The following is a 14,967-nucleotide window of genomic DNA, read 5'->3' on the forward strand; positions in this document are numbered from 1 at the left end:
TACTACTTGTTAGTGTTGAACTTATTTCGAATGTGTTGATGATATTGTATAATAATAACTTATTTATGTCCCATTTTTATTTTATTGGACAGTTTATAATATTAAGCTTGTTTTATTTAAGATTGGTGAAAGATCAGTTTCAAAAAAAAACAATTAAGATAGGTTTTGTACTAGTTTTATTAACATTAGCAGTTCAATATGGATTAAAACCTGAGTTGTTTCTTAGATTCAATTTATACGAAATTTTTATTACATCATTTTTGCTGATAATTTATGCAACATTCCATTTTTACAATATGTTGGACGAAAAGAAAGAGTTTTATTTTATCAATATGGGAATTTTGTTGTATCTATTTGGTAGTACAATTTTATTTTTAGTTGGTAACTTAACTATAAAGTTTAGTGCAAAATTCACTTTTATTACATGGATTCTTAATGCGATTCTTATTATTGTTTATTATTTATTCATATTATATGAATGGAAAGTAAATTATTATAAAAAAGTTAGTAGTATTAATTAAAGAACTTTAAAATTAAATTTAATCTCTATCTGAATGTAAGTTTTGATAGAGATTTGTTTTAATCTTTAAAATTTAATCAAATTATAAATGAGATTTGATTTTGAAATTTATATATGAATGAAAGTAAAAATCTAAGATTTATATGAGCCCTAATTCAATTACAGAATCAGAAATTGTTGCTACGGCTATATTTAGTTGTGTGTCATTCATTTTAATGGGACTTGTTCTGGTTTTGTTTTTTTATTTCTCCAGAAAAAAGATTACCCAAAAAGAATTAGAAAAAAAGGATTTAGAAATTTATCTTCAAAGAGAACAATTGCATGCTGTTATTGTGACCCAGGAAGAAGAACGTAAAAGAATTGCACAAGATCTTCACGATGATATTAGCTCTAAACTTAATATTGTTTCTTTAAATACACATTTACTTTCTGCACCAAACTTAACAGAAGCAGAAACAAATGAAATCACAGGAAATATCATTAGCTTAACCACTAAAGCACTTGAAAATTCTAGAAAAATTGCTCATAATTTATTGCCTCCTGTTTTTGAAAAATTTGGACTTAATGCTGGTGTAGAAGAATTATGTGAAGAATTTGAAAGTAGTAAATCGGTTAAGGTTTATTATAAAAATGAAATTGATTTTGATGATAAGGAAATTGATCGTCATTTGCATATTTTTAGAATTTTACAGGAATTAATGAATAATTCATTAAGACATGGAAAGGCTACTGAAATTTGGATTTCTTTTAAAAATATTGCAAATGTTGACACTTGTAATTACGAAGATAACGGTATTGGTTTCGATAGTAAAAATACTAATAATCAAAAAGGTTTAGGGATGAAGAATATTGACAGCCGAATTTCTTTTTTAAATGGTACTATCAAAATAAATTCTCAATTTAATAAAGGTATTTCTGTAATTTTTACTTTTTAAGTTAATATTTGAAAATAAATCAGTTTTTTAACCAATATATAAAGGTTATTGAGATGATTTTTAATTCATATTTTGTAATTTCGGCAAACCAAAGACTAAAATAACCTAATAAATGAGTGCCGCTATTAAAATTGCTTTAGTTGATGACGAAGTTTTATTCCGTAAAGGGATCGCTTTTTTATTACAGAGAGAAGATAATATCGAAATTATTTTTGAGGCTTCAAACGGAGAAGAACTTCTTTCGAACTTAGAAACAAACGAGGTAAAACCTGATATTATTATCATGGATTTAAAAATGCCAGTCTTAAATGGCGTGGAAGCAACGAAAATTATCCGAAAGTCTTTTCCTGACATTAAAATAATTGCCTTAACAAGTTATGATACTAAATCATTTATTGCAAATATGATTCAGGTTGGTGCAGTTGCTTATCTTATAAAAAATACAACGCCAAAAGATTTGATTCATACTATTAATGAAGTGGCAATTAAAGGGTTTTACTACAACGAAAATGTACTTAAAACAATTCAGGAGACAATTATTTCAACTAAGAATTCAAAAGGAAATTTAGAGACTAGTTTTCTTTCACCCCGTGAAATTGAAATTCTTCAACTTATTTGTCAGCAAAAGACAACTTCCGAAATTGCTGACCATCTTTTTTTAAGTCCAAGAACCGTCGAAGGACATCGCAATAATTTATTGCTTAAAACGGAATCCAGAAACATTGCTGGTCTTGTCGTATATGCTATTCAAAATGAAATTGCCTTTTTGACAATTTAAAATCTAGCTGGTTAAAAACTGGATAGATAACACATAATACAAAATTATGGTCAGGACAAGTACACAAATACCTATTTTTTGTAATAAATTTAACCCCTTTGGCTGGTTATTGCTCTCATTAAACTTCATGGTGCGGTTTTCTTAATTAATAGTCCAATGATTTGGGTTACCAAATGTAAGTAGAAATTAGTTTTGCGAAATAGGTGTTTTTACGTGTTTTTGAAAAATGATTTTCAATAAAATAAGCAATGATTAAACAAATAAAACAGTAGCTTTCTTTATTTATTTAACGTTTTTTCATGTTATAAAACAATGCGATCTGTTGCATTTTCTAATGCTTCCTTTATATCTTTACTAAAATAATTTTTCTGATGTATAAAAGCCTAACTTATATTGTTGTATTGCTATTTTCATTTACTGCAAAAGCTTCATTCATTTTACTTCCAATGGATGAGACTACGCAACAAAATCACCTAAAAGCATACGGAATAACATATTGGTGTTTGAGTAAAGATTATAAAGCCAGTTGGTTGCTGAATTATCGCGGAGGTTCATTTTTATTGCCAGATGCAGAAGAGATTCGTAAAGAATGTCAAATTCGTGGTGTAAGTTTTGAAATAATTTCAGATAGTGAAGAAGCTTCTATTTTGAATGAGATTTCGAGCCCGTCACAAAACATGGAATCCGTAATTCTTGAAAAGGCACCAAAAATTGCTGTATATACACCAAAAGGAAAACAACCTTGGGATGATGCTGTAACGCTTGTACTTACTTATGCCGAAATTCCTTTTACGCCAATTTATGATGAAGAAGTTTTAAGTGATCAGCTATTACTTTACGATTGGTTACACTTGCATCATGAAGATTTTACTGGGCAGTACGGAAAATTTTATGCTGCTTATAAAAACACACCCTGGTATATTGATCAAAAAAAAGATGCTGAAGCTTTAGCAGCTAAATTAGGTTATGCTAAAGTTTCTCAGGAAAAAGGAGCAGTTGCAAAAAAAATTAGGGATTTTGTTATTGGAGGCGGTTTTATGTTTGCAATGTGTTCTGCTACTGATAGTTTTGACATCGCACTTGCTGCTGATGGGGTTGATATTTGCGAAGCTATGTTTGATGGTGATGCAAGTGATTCTAATTATCAGGCGAAATTAAATTATGGTAATTCGTTTGCTTTTAAAGATTTTACTTTGGAAAGAAGACCGGAGCAATATGAATTTTCAGATATAGACATGACCTTAAAACGTAAAATTCCAGTCGAGAAAGATTATTTTTCGTTAATGGAGTTTTCTGCAAAATGGGATCCTATTCCGAGTATGTTATGTCAAAATCATACTCAATTAGTAAAAGGATTTATGGGACAGACCACTTCCTTTGATTCTGCATTGATAAAATCGAATATACTAATAATGGGATCGTGCGAACTTAATGGCGAAGCAAGATATATCCATGGTGAAAAGGGGAAGGGAATGTTTACTTTTTTTGGAGGACATGATCCTGAAGATTTTCAGCATCAGGTTGGTGATCCCCCAACAGTTTTAGATCTTCATCCAAATTCTCCCGGATATCGATTGATCTTAAATAATGTTTTATTTCCTGCAGCAAAAAAGAAAAAACTTAAAACATAATTTACTTTAGCGAAAACTCAAACCAAATCGGAATATGATCTGATATTTTACGCGCTTCTTGTAAAGAATTAAAATTTTTAAAGAAAGGTATTACACCTGAATTTTTATAATTTAGAGAATTTGCCTTGTAAAAAATATTATCAAACTCCGATGCCAGGCAATTATTGTTGCTGCATTTTTGTTTTAATGATGTTTTTTGATTTTGTAAGATAGAGATATATCCTGTTTTTTTTAATGGATTAAAAACGGAATGCGACTGAGGACAGTTAAAATCGCCGATAAAAACTAAATTCAAATCAGGATATTCAACAGGTAGAAATTTAAAATATTTAATTTCAGTTTCTGGTTGTTTATTTTTTGTAATGGCGTGAAAGTTGACCAAAGTAATTGTTTTTTTATCGATTTCGAAAGTAGCAAAATAAGGTTCGCGATCAATTTCTAAATGATATTTTTTTTCCAGCCATGGAGCGCCTTTTAATTTTATTTTTTTTGTTTTCCAAATAAAGGCATAACGCTCTGTTTTATAACGACTACTACTAGTTGGATTACTAATTGTATAATCCCATTTTGCACCTTTTTCATTCAATATTCTATTCAGCTCTGCAATAGCTTGTGCACCTCCATAACCCGCAACAACTTCTTGTATTGCAATTATGTCATAGTTAAGAATAGTGTTGGCAATAAAATTTAATTCGGTACTAGATTTTGATTTTCCAAAATTTTCTAAATTCCAGGATAGGATTTTAGTTTGAGAAAAAGACAGGACGCTAAAAAGTAAGAGGATAAAACTTAAAATGTTTTTCATGCAGAATTTAAAGAATCAAATATAGTAATTTAAAAATTTGACAGTTCTTAATTATTCTGCTTTTAGATTTTATTTAGGGTTAAAATCATTTGAGAATATATTTTCTGCTGTATAGTTTTATACTTTTCTTTGATAATTCCTTTTGGAATCATTATTTCAGTTTTTGAGCTATACCAATGTAACATAAGAATCATACAGATTAACGAAACTAAAAAGTATTTTTTCATATCTAGTGAGATTTAAGATTGAAAAATATGTTTAGTGTTTTTTGTATCTGTTTTTTAAGGCCGTAGAGATAATAATAATTTGTAGAACAAGAAGTGCAGGAATAAAAATAATTTTCCAGTCAACTTCAATCCAACCCGATTTTTCAGAGACGAAAGCAAAACTTACAGAAAGAAAGATACATAATAGCATAGTTTTCATAATGATTTTGTTTTTGGTTGTATTAATTTTTGAAATAAAATTAATTCGGTATTTAGGTTTCATTGGTTGTTAATAGATTCAAAACAAATTTATATGTATAAAAAAACATTTCCTTACGGGAAACCGTAAACAACGCAAAAAATTATACTAAGCCGAAATCTTTAGCAATGGCTATTAAGTGTACATTATTGTTGGCTTTGAAATATATTTTTAATTTATTAATTCTTTTTTCTATGCTACTTGTTCCGTTTGGAGTAATAGAAGAAGATTTAAATTCACTTGAAATATTTTCTAATATATAGCCTTGAGCCAATAGTTTTAAAATTGAAATATCATAAGATTCAATTTCAATCAATGCTTTGTCAGTAAAACTAAATGACAAATCTGATGATAGAATTTTTTCTTCTCCTCTAAAAGTTGCTTCTACGGCTTTTTTTAGTTCATTTATACTGTTTCTGCCTTTTGAAACGTACGCATTTATTCCTAAATCGTTGAAAAGGGTTTTAATTCGATATGATTTGTCTTCAATAGAAAATACAATTTTTTTTAATGAAGGCTGTACATCATTAATTGCTTCAATAAGTTCTTCACCACTAGAAAGCTCTGTTTTTCGATGATCTGATTTGAATGACAAATCACTAATTAATAAATCATAAGGTTCGTTGTCATTGAGACCTTTTTTTATTTTTAACAAGCCATCATCACAATACTTTACATGATGTATTGTTGGTATTTTTAAATCTTCAAGCACCTGAATAACAGCTATACTTATACTATCTAAATCTTCGGCTACTAAAACTTTTTTAAACATATTATATTTTATAAAGGGAAAGTGAAACTTATTTTAAAACCATTTTGTGAATTATTGCCAAAAATAATAGTTCCATTTATAGTTTTAATACGGCTTTCCACATTTTGGAGGCCATTTTTTAAAATTAAGGTGTTATTTTTAATTCCTATACCATTATCAATATAAACGACATGCAAATTTTTATTATTTATATTGAATGAAGTGCTGACTAAAGTTGCCTGGCTATGTTTTTTCATATTAACAAACAGCTCTTGTAAAACTCTGTAAAGAATTATTTTTTTGTTTTTGTCTATTTCATTCCAGCGAATAGTATCAAAGCCATTTATTAAGATATTAATTTCTGGAGATTTGTGACCGGAAATCATTTCTTTTACAGCAAGCGGATAATTCTTATCTGTAGTGATATTGCTATTTTCTTTTGATATATTCCTTGTTCTGAAATAAATAGTATCTAAGTTGTTTAGTAACTGTTCTTTATTTTCGCCGTTTTCGAGATCCCTTGTTTCGGCAAAGGCTATAGTTTGATAGACATCATTAGCAAGCTCATCATGTAATTTTTTTGATATTCGTATTTCACTATTAAAAATGGCATCATTTTTTTCTTTTTCGCCTTTTGAGGTTAAATGAATATAAAGAAATAAAATAAGTCCGAGAACAAAAGCTATTATTACGTACGAAATAATAATTCTGTTTTTTTGTCTTTCTAATTGTAAATTACTTTCTATTTTTATAGCTTTTAGCTCTAAGTTTTCGGCCCTGTCTTTATTAAAATTGTATTTAATATTAGAGAATTGATTTTTTATTTTGTTGTTGGCAATGTTTAAACTATCTACAAGATGGATATATTTTAGCGAATATTTTTTTAAATCAATTCCCTCACTACTTTTAACCAATAAAGCTAAACTACGAATTCTCTCCATAATATTATTTATTTCTGAAGCATGGTCATAAGCTTTTCTTGCATATTCATTTGCCAGTGCCGGATTGCTTTTTTGATAAAATAGGGAAAGGTGTTTATATGAAGTGGATAAGCCATCATTATTTTGGGGTTGTAAACGGATTTTTAATCCCTCATAATAGCAATCTAATGCTTTTTTAGGCTCGTTAAGTTTATAATAGCAATATCCCAGATTATCTATTATGTATGCGTAATCATTATTATTAGCAGCATCATAACTCGAAATATTCTTTTGAGATGCCAATATACTAAGTAGTATTGCTGCTTCTTTATATTTCTGTTGCTCCATATAAACAACAACTAGATTATTAATAGCAAGACTTTTTCTCCAGACACTTGTTTTTAAGTGAATTGCCTTTTTAAAATAGAAAATAGCATTCTTATTATCATAACTCTGAGTATAATTTATGCCGAGCAAGTTGTATAATATCCAGGAATAACGTGGATTATTTATTTCTTTTAAATAAGGTAACGCTTCAGTTGCACTTGCTTCACTAGCAATATAATTAGATTGTCTCTGATAGAGTTCTGCAATACAAGATAAGGCATAGACATAATCTGTAGTATTTATTTTTGGGTCGCATAATGACCTAACTTTATTAAAAGTGTATATCGCGCTATCTTTTTTATCAGCGTCAAAATAAATATCAGCAATATCTGTAAGTCTTTTTATTTCTTCAGTGTTGTCTGGTTTTGATTGTGCTACTGTTTTCCTTTGACAAAAATGTACAAATAATACTGCTGTTAATAATAAAGTTATTATCATTAACAAGTATTTGAGAAGTGTCTTTTTTGAAAAAGAATAAAGTTGCTTTTTCATCATAATGGAAATTTAATAAAAACCTTAAAACCTTTGTGTGGTTCTGAATCAATATCAATTTCTCCTTTTATGCTAAGAATACGGTTTTCGACATTATGTAAGCCGTTCTTAAAAATGATATTATTTACATCAATACCTTTTCCGTTATCAGTATAATTTATAATTACGCTTTTATCTGTTTTTTTGAAATTAATTCCAACTACAGTAGCATTACTATGTTTTTTCATGTTTACAAGCAATTCTTGTAAAATTCTATACACAGTAATTTTCTTATTTTTTTCTATTTCGTTCCACGGAATAGATTCTATGTCATTTAATAAAAGATTAATGTTCGGAGTATTAAAGCCAGAAATCATTTCTTTTAAATAAAAAGTATATTTCTCAGAAGTTATTATAGGGCTATTTTCCTTTGAAATATCTCTTGTTCTTAAATATATAGCATCTAAATTATTTAACAATTGCTCTTTATTTTCGACTATAGAAAGGTTTTTATTTTCGGCGAAAGCCATAGTGTGGTAAATATCGTTGGCAAGTTCATCATGTAATTTCTTTGATATTCTTGTTTCGCTTTTATAAGTAGCTTCTATTTTTTCTCTATTTCCTCTCGAAGTTAGATAAAAATAGAGAACAACAATCAAACTTAAACTTAAAGCTATAAGAATATACAAAATGATATTTCGATTTTTTTGTCTTTCTAGTTGTAATTCGTTTTCAGCTTTATGGGTTTTTAATTTTAAATTTTCTTCTTTTTCTTTTTTTGAGTCATACTTAATTTTTGCAAACTGGTTTTTCGCTCTTTGTCTTACTTCAGTTATACTGTCATTTACTTTAACATATAAGAGTGAATATTTTTTTAATTCAGAACCTGTACTATTATTGATTAATAATTTTAGAGCAGCCAATCTACCATCTACCTGATTTGCATTAGTATATTTTTCGTAACCAAGAATCATATATTTTTTCGCCAACGGACGATTGGTTTCTTCATAATATTGTGATAGGTTATAATAGCTTGATCCAAGACCGGTTTCATTTTTAATCTTTATTCTTAATTTTAAAGCTTTGTCCAAGTATGAAATTGCTTTTTGATCGTTAATTTTAAAATAACAAAAGCCTATATTGTTTAGCGTTGCGGCATAATCTTCGGGAAATTTTTTTGCTCCCTCAGTTTTTAATAAATCATCAAAAATTTTTATTGCTTCCTTATGTCTGTTTTGTAAGGTATAAACAAAAGCAATGTTATTTTGAGCGGCGGCTTTCCTCCATGCGCTTGTTTTTAAAGATAATGCTTTATTAAAATAGCTTAATGCTAATTCATTATCATATAGATTAATATAATTTACTCCTAACCCTGTATATGAATTCCAGGCATGTTTTGGGTTTTTTACATATTTTAAGTAAGGAAACGCTTCTGTAATTGTAGATTCGCTTCCTATATAGTCATCTTTGCTTTCTTGTATGTCTGCTATTCTATTTAAGGTGCTAACATAATTTTCAGCATTAGTTATAGGATTACATATTGATTTTATTTTAGCATAGTAGTAAAATGCGCTATCAAATTTTTTATCATCATAAAATTTGTCAGCGATAATAGTAAGTTTTATAACTTGTGCCTTAGTGTTTTTAGGTGCAGCATTAGAAATGTCTTTTTTCTTTTGACAAGAAAATAAGATAAGAAATAGTACTGTAATATATAGAATTATTTGAGGCTTTTTTGTAATCATGAGCCAAAAATAGAAAATTTTACTTCTTGTGTACGCGTATAAATACGGTATTTTAAATTATTGCAAAAATTAAGATTTTTTCATTCTCATTTACAAGTGGATACAAACAAGCCCTCTGGTATGAGGGCTTGTGTTTGCTAGAATGTTGTAAATATTATCTTTATAAAAAATTATACAGCTCTCATTCCTGTTGTAACTCCTATTCGGTTCCATGCGTTAATGGTAATAATCATCATAATGATTTCTGCAAGGTATTTTTCATCAAACAGGCGTGCCGCGTTTTGATATACTTCTTCAGAAACATGATTACTGATCATAGTTACTTGTTCTGTTAAAGCTAAAATTGCTTTTTCTTCTTCACTATAAACATCAGCTTCACGCCACGCGCTTAGTAAATAGATACGCTGTTCAGATACTCCATATTTTCTGGCGTCAGCTGTATGCATATTAATGCAATAAGCACAGCCATTTATTTGAGAAGCACGAATTTTAATCAATTCTTTATGTACTGGTGTTAATGAAGTAGTAGAAATATATTTCTCTAAATTCATCATGGCTTGATAAGCTTGTGGAGCAACTGTTGGGATAACGATTCTTGGTGTCATTTTGTGTGTTTTTAAAAGTTTGATACAAAGTTCCTGTATATCTGCTTTAAAAAACTTGAACTACTTCAAGAAATACATTTAGACTTTTCCAGCCCTGATTTTACTCATGAATTCTGCCGAAAAATCTAAATAGGAGGCAATCATATATTGTGGAACCCGTTGAACGAATTCGGGAAAGTGATCATTAAAATGATGATATCTTTCTTCGGCTGACATTGTAAATAAGAATTTAATACGCATTTGCATAGCACCAAAAGATTTTTGCGATACGATTCTAAAGTAACGTTCTAATTTCGGAATTTGAATTAACAGAGCTTCGAGTGTCGGTTTTTCTATCGCAATGACTTCTGAGTTTTCCACAGCCTGAATATAAAAGTGAGAAGGTATGTGATTGTGATAGCTTAACAAATCAGTAATCCACCAGTTCTCAATGCCAAATTGAAGTGTTTGTTCACTTCCTTTGTTGTTTATAATATATTGTCTTATGCAGCCTTTAATTATAAAATACATAGTATTGCAAACTTGTCCTTCTTGTAACACATGTTCTTTTTTCTTTATTTTAGAAAGACTTAAACATGATTCTAAAGTATCAATTTCTGAAGGCTCAAGAGTTACAAATTTTTCAAGATGTTGAAAAAATGCTTCGTACATATCTTATATTTTGGTTTAATACAAAGGTACTATAAATTGAATTTCAAAAACAGGATTTTAGAAACCGCTATAAAGCAAAAAACCATCCGCCGTGGCGGATGGTTTTTCTATGATAAGTAAGTAATCTTAAATTGAGTTTATAAAACGTTTATTTTACTTTATTAAGTATTGCTTTGAAAGCTTCAGGGTGGTTCATAGCTAAATCTGCAAGAACTTTACGGTTCAATTCGATTCCGTTAGCTTTTACTTTCCCCATGAATTGAGAATAAGACATTCCTTCCAATCTAGCTCCAGCGTTAATACGTTGAATCCATAATGCACGGAAATTTCTTTTGTTTTGTTTTCTATCGCGGTAAGCGTAGCACATTGCTTTCTCTACTGCATTCTTAGCAACTGTCCAAACGTTTTTACGTCTACCAAAGAAACCTTTGGCTTGCTTCATTATTTTTTTTCTTCTTGCTCTTTTAGCAACTGAATTTACCGATCTTGGCATAATTTTAATGTGTTTTTGTAGCAGGCGTCCTGAATTGAATCAAAGGAACTTAAAAGCCATACTCCAAGGTTATATAAATAATTTTTTAACCTAAAGAAAATCTTTAGTCTAATGTCTTAAAGTCGAATGTCTAAAGTCAGTTACTGACTTTTAAACTTTATGACTTTCTAACTTTTGACTTATAATTAGATAATTCTTAATTGTTGTTTAATGCTTTTCATATCTGTAGAGTGAACTAGCGCTGAGTGTGTCAAAGCTAATTTACGTTTTTTAGATTTTTTAGTCAAGATGTGACTTTTAAAAGCATGCTTTCTTTTAATCTTTCCAGAACCAGTAACTTTAAAACGTTTCTTGGCGCTAGATTTTGTTTTCATTTTAGGCATTTTTCCTAGTGTTTTAATTTATTCTTACTTACTTATACTTTTGTTTCAAGTTTAAAGTTTCAAGTTTCTTACTGAATACTTAAAGCTGTAAACTGAACACTATTTTTTCTTCTTCGGAGCAATGAACATAATCATTCTCTTTCCTTCTAAAACCGGCATAGCTTCCACTTTACCATGTTCTTCTAAATCTGTAGCCAAACGTAGTAATAAAATCTGTCCTTGATCTTTATAGATAATAGAACGTCCTTTAAAGAATACGAATGCTTTTAATTTAGCACCTTCTTTTAAGAATTTCTCAGCATTCTTTCTTTTAAATTCATAATCATGCTCATCTGTCTGAGGACCAAAACGAATTTCTTTTACTACAACTTGCGTAGACTTAGCTTTCAAAACCTTATCACGTTTCTTTTGTTCGTAAACAAATTTCTTGTAATCCATGATTTTACAAACCGGCGGCTCAGCGTTTGGCGAGATTTCAACCAAATCCAATTCGAATTGATCTGCTAAACGTAAAGCTTCAGCAAGCTTAAATACACCAGGTTCGATGTTTTCACCTACTAATCTTACTTCTTGTACACCACGAATATTATTGTTTATTCTGTGTGCATCCTTTTTTTCTACTCGAGGTTGATAACCTCTGTTGCTTCTTATTGCTATGACTTTATAATTTAAGTTAAACTGTAAAAACTTTTAATGTCTTTTTTATTTCTTCGTCTACAATTGCGACAAATTCATCAATTGTAACTGTAATATTCCCTTTTCCTTCTTGACCATGACGACGAATAGAAATTGTTCCGTTTTTCTCTTCTTCCTCACCAACAATCAGCATAAATGGTATTTTTTGCATTTCTGCATCTCTAATTTTCTTACCAATTGTCTCACTTCTGTTGTCAATTAGGGCGCGAATTTCGTGATTTTCTAGCAAATCTAAAACTTTTTTAGCATAAATTTCGTATTTCTCGCTCAAAGACAAGATTATAGCCTGTTCAGGCATTAGCCAAAGTGGGAAATTTCCTGCAGTGTGTTCTAGCAAAATTGCGATAAATCTTTCCATCGATCCAAAAGGAGCTCTGTGAATCATCACTGGGCGATGTAATTCATTATCAGCACCTTTGTATGTCAATTCAAAACGTTCTGGCAAGTTATAATCAACCTGAATAGTTCCTAATTGCCATTGTCTTCCTAAGGCATCTTTAACCATGAAATCAAGCTTCGGACCGTAAAAAGCAGCCTCGCCATATTCTACTACAGTATTCAGTCCTTTGTCAGCTGCAGCATTGATAATTGCATTTTCAGCTTTCTCCCAGTTTTCGTCAGAACCAATATATTTTTCTCTGTTTTCCTGATCTCTTAATGAAATCTGAGCAGTAAAGTTTTCAAAACCTAAAGAACCAAATACATAAAGTACAAGATCGATTACTTTTTTAAACTCTTCGTCTAATTGCTCCGGAGTACAGAAAATATGTGCATCATCCTGAGTAAACCCTCTCACACGAGTTAAACCGTGCAACTCACCAGATTGCTCATATCTATATACAGTACCAAATTCAGCATAACGCTTTGGTAAATCTTTGTATGACCAAGGTCTTACATTGTAAATCTCACAGTGATGAGGGCAGTTCATTGGTTTCAATAAAAATTCTTCACCTTCAGCAGGAGTGTTTATGGGTTGAAAACTATCCGCACCATATTTAGCATAATGACCAGAAGTAACATAAAGTTCTTTTTGACCAATATGTGGAGTAACAACTTGCTCATATCCTGCTTTCTTTTGAGCTCTTTTTAAAAATTGCTCTAAACGATCTCGAAGTGCAGCACCTTTTGGCAACCATAAAGGTAAGCCTTGACCAACTTTCTGAGAAAAAGCAAACAATTCCAGTTCCTTACCTAATTTACGGTGGTCACGACGTTTTGCCTCTTCAAGAAGTTCAAGATATTCAGTCAGATCTTTTTGTTTAGGGAAAGAAGTTCCGTAAACACGAGTTAGCTGTTTATTCTTTTCGTCACCTCTCCAATAAGCACCGGCAACGCTCATAATTTTAAAAGCCTTGATGATACCAGTATTCGGAATGTGTCCACCTCTACACAAATCAGTAAAAGTAGCATGGTCACAGAAAGTAATAGTCCCGTCTTCAAGATTCGAAATCAATTCAGTCTTATAAACATTATCCTTATACATTTCTAATGCATCAGCTTTACTAACAGGACGCATCTTGAATTCATGTTTTTCTCTTGAAATTTCAAGAACACGATCTTCAATCTTTTTAAAATCAGCCTCAACAATTTTCTGATCTTCAAAATCTACATCATAATAAAATCCATTAGAAATCGCAGGTCCAAGAGTTAATTTAATTCCCGGATATAATTCCTCAAGCGCTTGTGCCATCACGTGCGAAGTTGAATGCCAGAAAGCTTTTTTGCCTTCAGCATCATTCCATGTATATAATATAAGATTACCGTCGGTCGTCAATGGAGTTTCGGTTTCTATTGTTGTACCATTAAAAGATGCAGAAATCACGTTTCTTGCAAATCCTTCACTAATGCTTTTAGCAACCTCCATCGGAGTTACGCCTGAAGCAAACTCTCTAATCGACCCATCGGGTAAAGTAATCTTAATCATTGTTTATAATTTTGTGAATGCAAATATAGGGCATTACTAAAATACATACAATATATATATGCATGTTTATAGTATATATATGTTAGGAATGAATGTCATTTTCAACTTGATGCTTTTTTCTACATATATATAAGGTAAAAATTCTACTATAATATATAAGAAGGATTCTTTAGAGGAATTGGTATTTTAATCAGGAGCTATTTCCCGCTGTTCCTTCCAATCTTTCTTGCCGAACCCCGGCAAGAAAGGATTTTCCCTCCCATCGGGGCTAGGGGAGTCGTTTTCAAAAGAGGTTTTCGTGTGTGTAAGTATGGAAAGAAGCTTTTGGGATAAACAAAAAGCAGGAAAAAGAGATTTTATGTGTTGGTGGAAGATGGAAAAAGGCATTAAGTGCGATCTGAAGTCGTAAATATGTCAAAAAAGACGGCTAACGTATATATTGTAAAGTTCTCTGAAAAGAATGTATTCCTGTGTAAAGTCTGTAAAAACGGCATATCAGGAAATAAAAGAATTGAGATAAAGACAAAGACTACAGAAAATTCCTAGAAACGATAAAAAACTTGAAAAGCTAAGTTTTGCGTTATCAGAGTGTTAAGAAAAAGTTTTGAAAAAGATTAAAAAAAGTGTTTCAAAAAGCTTGTTTAACTCAATAAAGGTGGTACTTTTGCACCCGCAACAACGACAGACGTTCACTGAAATACTGACAGGCATACGAATTGAGATTGAAAAATTTTTTCAAAAAAGATTCAAAAAAGCTTGTGAGATTTGAAAACGGATGTTACATTTGCACCCCGCAAAACACGGAAA

The 14,967-nt window shown here is 30.4% G+C and carries 14 protein-coding genes; 3 read left to right on the forward strand and 11 right to left on the reverse strand.

Going from position 1 to position 14,967, the window contains the following annotated elements; genetic code table 11:
* Positions 1-663 precede the first annotated feature (663 nt).
* The 3 genes from AC1RRN_RS21180 (at position 664) to AC1RRN_RS21190 (ending at position 3,864) form a co-directional block, all read left to right on the forward strand.
* Entirely contained in the window at positions 664-1,455 is a 792-nt protein-coding gene (locus AC1RRN_RS21180) for a sensor histidine kinase (protein ID WP_492969215.1), read from the forward strand.
* Between the two features lie 112 nt (positions 1,456-1,567).
* Positions 1,568-2,233 carry a response regulator gene (locus tag AC1RRN_RS21185; protein ID WP_492969216.1) on the forward strand — a complete coding sequence of 222 codons (666 nt, stop codon included), beginning with the start codon at positions 1,568-1,570 and terminating at the stop codon, positions 2,231-2,233.
* A 371-nt stretch (positions 2,234-2,604) separates the two neighbouring features.
* A complete protein-coding gene (locus AC1RRN_RS21190) occupies positions 2,605-3,864 on the forward strand; it encodes an asparagine synthetase B (protein WP_492969217.1) in 1,260 nt (419 codons plus the stop codon).
* Between the two features lies 1 nt (position 3,865).
* Here AC1RRN_RS21190 and AC1RRN_RS21195 read toward each other — a convergent pair whose 3' ends face one another.
* The 11 genes from AC1RRN_RS21195 to thrS form a co-directional block, all read right to left on the reverse strand.
* Positions 3,866-4,669 carry an endonuclease/exonuclease/phosphatase family protein gene (locus tag AC1RRN_RS21195; RefSeq protein ID WP_492969218.1) on the reverse strand — a complete coding sequence of 268 codons (804 nt, stop codon included), beginning with the start codon at positions 4,667-4,669 and terminating at the stop codon, positions 3,866-3,868.
* A gap of 258 nt (positions 4,670-4,927) precedes the next feature.
* The gene (locus tag AC1RRN_RS21200; RefSeq protein ID WP_207556448.1) at positions 4,928-5,095 is read right to left on the reverse strand and encodes a hypothetical protein; all 168 of its coding nucleotides are present in this window, start codon (positions 5,093-5,095) and stop codon (positions 4,928-4,930) included.
* Positions 5,096-5,237: 142 nt separating this feature from the next.
* On the reverse strand, positions 5,238-5,906 hold the full coding sequence (locus AC1RRN_RS21205; protein ID WP_492969219.1) for a response regulator: 669 nt from the start codon (positions 5,904-5,906) through the stop codon (positions 5,238-5,240).
* Between the two features lie 8 nt (positions 5,907-5,914).
* Entirely contained in the window at positions 5,915-7,684 is a 1,770-nt protein-coding gene (locus tag AC1RRN_RS21210) for a tetratricopeptide repeat-containing sensor histidine kinase (protein ID WP_492969220.1), read from the reverse strand.
* Positions 7,684-9,408 (reverse strand): tetratricopeptide repeat-containing sensor histidine kinase, encoded by a 1,725-nt coding sequence (locus tag AC1RRN_RS21215; protein ID WP_492969221.1) that lies wholly within the window; start codon positions 9,406-9,408, stop codon positions 7,684-7,686. The genes AC1RRN_RS21210 and AC1RRN_RS21215 overlap by 1 nt, the downstream gene beginning before the upstream one ends.
* A gap of 170 nt (positions 9,409-9,578) precedes the next feature.
* Positions 9,579-10,013: a carboxymuconolactone decarboxylase family protein gene (locus AC1RRN_RS21220; RefSeq protein WP_492969222.1), complete on the reverse strand. Its 435-nt coding sequence runs from the start codon at positions 10,011-10,013 to the stop codon at positions 9,579-9,581.
* Positions 10,014-10,091: 78 nt separating this feature from the next.
* Complete coding sequence (locus tag AC1RRN_RS21225) at positions 10,092-10,664, reverse strand: Crp/Fnr family transcriptional regulator (protein ID WP_492969223.1); 573 nt, start codon at positions 10,662-10,664, stop codon at positions 10,092-10,094.
* A 148-nt stretch (positions 10,665-10,812) separates the two neighbouring features.
* Entirely contained in the window at positions 10,813-11,157 is a 345-nt protein-coding gene (gene rplT / locus AC1RRN_RS21230) for a 50S ribosomal protein L20 (protein WP_007810721.1), read from the reverse strand.
* Between the two features lie 185 nt (positions 11,158-11,342).
* Entirely contained in the window at positions 11,343-11,540 is a 198-nt protein-coding gene (gene rpmI / locus AC1RRN_RS21235; RefSeq protein WP_007810722.1) for a 50S ribosomal protein L35, read from the reverse strand.
* 99 nt (positions 11,541-11,639) lie between these two features.
* Positions 11,640-12,191 (reverse strand): translation initiation factor IF-3, encoded by a 552-nt coding sequence (infC, locus tag AC1RRN_RS21240; protein ID WP_072974136.1) that lies wholly within the window; start codon positions 12,189-12,191, stop codon positions 11,640-11,642.
* A 22-nt stretch (positions 12,192-12,213) separates the two neighbouring features.
* Entirely contained in the window at positions 12,214-14,160 is a 1,947-nt protein-coding gene (gene thrS / locus AC1RRN_RS21245; protein WP_492969224.1) for a threonine--tRNA ligase, read from the reverse strand.
* Positions 14,161-14,967 lie beyond the last annotated feature (807 nt).

The sequence above is a fragment of the Flavobacterium sp. GW821-FHT11G01 genome (assembly GCF_058808175.1).

What these genes read in the sequence shown, in the direction of transcription:
- AC1RRN_RS21180 (WP_492969215.1), top strand. Translation starts at nt 664, where the DNA reads ATGAGCCCTAATTCAATTACAGAATCAGAAATTGTTGCTACGGCTATA.
- AC1RRN_RS21185 (WP_492969216.1), top strand. Translation starts at nt 1,568, where the DNA reads ATGAGTGCCGCTATTAAAATTGCTTTAGTTGATGACGAAGTTTTATTC.
- AC1RRN_RS21190 (WP_492969217.1), top strand. Translation starts at nt 2,605, where the DNA reads ATGTATAAAAGCCTAACTTATATTGTTGTATTGCTATTTTCATTTACT.
- AC1RRN_RS21195 (WP_492969218.1), bottom strand. Translation starts at nt 4,669, where the DNA reads ATGAAAAACATTTTAAGTTTTATCCTCTTACTTTTTAGCGTCCTGTCT.
- AC1RRN_RS21200 (WP_207556448.1), bottom strand. Translation starts at nt 5,095, where the DNA reads ATGAAAACTATGCTATTATGTATCTTTCTTTCTGTAAGTTTTGCTTTC.
- AC1RRN_RS21205 (WP_492969219.1), bottom strand. Translation starts at nt 5,906, where the DNA reads ATGTTTAAAAAAGTTTTAGTAGCCGAAGATTTAGATAGTATAAGTATA.
- AC1RRN_RS21210 (WP_492969220.1), bottom strand. Translation starts at nt 7,684, where the DNA reads ATGAAAAAGCAACTTTATTCTTTTTCAAAAAAGACACTTCTCAAATAC.
- AC1RRN_RS21215 (WP_492969221.1), bottom strand. Translation starts at nt 9,408, where the DNA reads ATGATTACAAAAAAGCCTCAAATAATTCTATATATTACAGTACTATTT.
- AC1RRN_RS21220 (WP_492969222.1), bottom strand. Translation starts at nt 10,013, where the DNA reads ATGACACCAAGAATCGTTATCCCAACAGTTGCTCCACAAGCTTATCAA.
- AC1RRN_RS21225 (WP_492969223.1), bottom strand. Translation starts at nt 10,664, where the DNA reads ATGTACGAAGCATTTTTTCAACATCTTGAAAAATTTGTAACTCTTGAG.
- rplT (WP_007810721.1), bottom strand. Translation starts at nt 11,157, where the DNA reads ATGCCAAGATCGGTAAATTCAGTTGCTAAAAGAGCAAGAAGAAAAAAA.
- rpmI (WP_007810722.1), bottom strand. Translation starts at nt 11,540, where the DNA reads ATGCCTAAAATGAAAACAAAATCTAGCGCCAAGAAACGTTTTAAAGTT.
- thrS (WP_492969224.1), bottom strand. Translation starts at nt 14,160, where the DNA reads ATGATTAAGATTACTTTACCCGATGGGTCGATTAGAGAGTTTGCTTCA.